Annotated in this window: 2 protein-coding genes; both read right to left on the bottom strand. The window is 70.9% G+C overall.

The window, feature by feature from the left end; all coding sequences use genetic code 11:
- Nucleotide 1: 1 nt before the first annotated feature.
- Nucleotides 2–511: an FtsB family cell division protein gene (locus AC13HU_RS36190; protein WP_483046238.1), complete on the bottom strand. Its 510-nt coding sequence runs from the start codon at nucleotides 509–511 to the stop codon at nucleotides 2–4.
- Nucleotides 512–692: 181 nt separating this feature from the next.
- Nucleotides 693–1,973, bottom strand: a complete 1,281-nt coding sequence (gene eno / locus AC13HU_RS36185) for a phosphopyruvate hydratase (protein WP_483046237.1) — start codon at nucleotides 1,971–1,973, stop codon at nucleotides 693–695.
- Between the last annotated feature and the right edge of the window lie 117 nt (nucleotides 1,974–2,090).

The raw sequence follows: 2,090 nt of genomic DNA, 5'->3' as shown, positions 1-2,090 counted from the left end.
GTCAGTGCCTGGGGGCCGCGGCCGCGTCGGCCTGGTCGACGCCGTCCCACATGTTGTCGTACCACGGGCGGTGCGCGGCGGCCTCGTCGGTGGCGCGACGCTCGGCGGCGGGGTCGGTGTCGCCGGCGGCCGTGCTGCCCGCGACCGAGTAGCCGGTCTCACCCGGCAGCACGAAGTGCAGGTGCGCGCGGGCCTGGGTGCGGATGTAGTCCGGGTCCTGCCAGCGGGCCTTCTCCTCGCGCAGCTGCTCGACCTTCCGCTTCGCCTGCTCGGCGGCGCGGCGCTGGTCGGCGATGTCGGAACGCTGGGCGATGTACTGCCTGGTCGGGTAGGCCAGCGCGACCACGAGCGCGCACAGCACCAGTGCCAGCAGTGCCGCCCGCCCGGTGAGCTTGTTGCGCCGCACCGGCCGCCGGGCCGCGGCGCGGTAGACGCGCGCCTGCGCCTCCTGGCCGATGGCCTTGAGCCGGGCCGCGGTGGTGAAGCGGTCAGAGAAGCGGTCCGACCCCACGCCGTGACTCCCCTCGCCGTCCTGCTGACGGTCAGATGCGTACGTCCCCGCCCCACGGTACGGGACCGGGTGCGGGGACGTCCGCAGGCTGACGGAGCGTCAGTCACCGAGCGGTGCGCGAGCCGTCGGGAAGAGCGTCCTTGGGACTCCCGCGGGCCCTGAGCAGCCGTCGAGGGTGACGTCAGCCCTTGAAACGCGGGAAGGCGCTGCGGCCGGCGTAGACCGCGGCGTCGTCCAGGATCTCCTCGATCCGCAGCAACTGGTTGTACTTCGCGACGCGCTCGGAGCGGGCCGGGGCGCCGGTCTTGATCTGGCCGCAGTTGGTGGCGACGGCGAGGTCGGCGATGGTGACGTCCTCGGTCTCGCCGGAGCGGTGCGACATCATGCACTTGTAGCCGTTGCGCTGGGCCAGCTCGACGGCGTCCAGCGTCTCGGTCAGCGAGCCGATCTGGTTCACCTTCACCAGCAGCGCGTTGGCCGTGTCGTTGTCGATGCCCTTCTGCAGGCGCTCGGGGTTGGTGACGAACAGGTCGTCGCCGACGATCTGCACCTTCGCGCCCAGCCGGTCGGTGAGCACCTTCCAGCCGTCCCAGTCGTCCTCGAACAGCGGGTCCTCGATGGAGACCAGCGGGTAGGAGGCGACGAGGTCCGCGTAGTACTCGGTCATCTCGGTGGCCGACTTCTCGCCGCCCTCGAACTGGTACTTGCCGTCCTTGTAGAACTCGGAGGCGGCCACGTCGAGCGCGAGCGCGACGTCCTGGCCGGGCGTGTAGCCGGCCTGCTTGATCGCCTCGACGATGAGGTCGAGGGCCTCGCGGTTGGAGCCGAGGTTCGGCGCGAAACCGCCCTCGTCGCCCAGACCGGTGGACAGGCCGCGGGACTTCAGCACGCCCTTGAGGGTGTGGTAGACCTCGGCGCCCCAGCGGACGGCCTCCGAGAAGGACTCGGCGCCGATGGGCGCGATCATGAACTCCTGGATGTCGACGTTGGAGTCCGCGTGCGAGCCACCGTTGAGGATGTTCATCATCGGGACCGGCAGCACGTGCGCGTTCGGGCCGCCGAGGTAGCGGAAGAGCGGCAGGTCGGACGCCTCGGAGGCGGCGTGCGCGACGGCCAGCGACACGCCGAGGATGGCGTTGGCGCCGAGCGAGGACTTGTCCGGGGTGGCGTCCAGGTCGAGCATCGCCTGGTCGATGAGGCGCTGCTCGGTCGCGTCGTACCCGACCAGCTCCGGGCCGATCTGGTCGCTGACCGACAGGACCGCCTTGCGCACGCCCTGGCCCTGGTAGCGGTCGCTCTCGCCGTCACGCAGTTCGAGGGCCTCGAAGGCACCGGTGGAGGCGCCGGACGGGACCGCGGCGCGGCCGGTGCTGCCGTCGTCGAGGCCGACCTCGACCTCGACGGTGGGGTTGCCTCGCGAGTCGAGGATTTCCCGGGCTACGACGACGTCGATGGACGGCACGTTGTCTCCTTCTGAGATGTCTTCTCGTCTTTAGACCGACCGGCAAATGGAGGGCGGCGTCGCGGGCCGACGGCTCTCGCCCCGCTCCTTCTCCCACCCTCCATTTGCCGGTCGGTC

This window comes from Streptomyces sp. NH27, from assembly GCF_056859195.1.
Note: the sequence above shows the minus strand (reverse complement) of the source record. Positions and strands in the feature narration are given on the sequence as shown.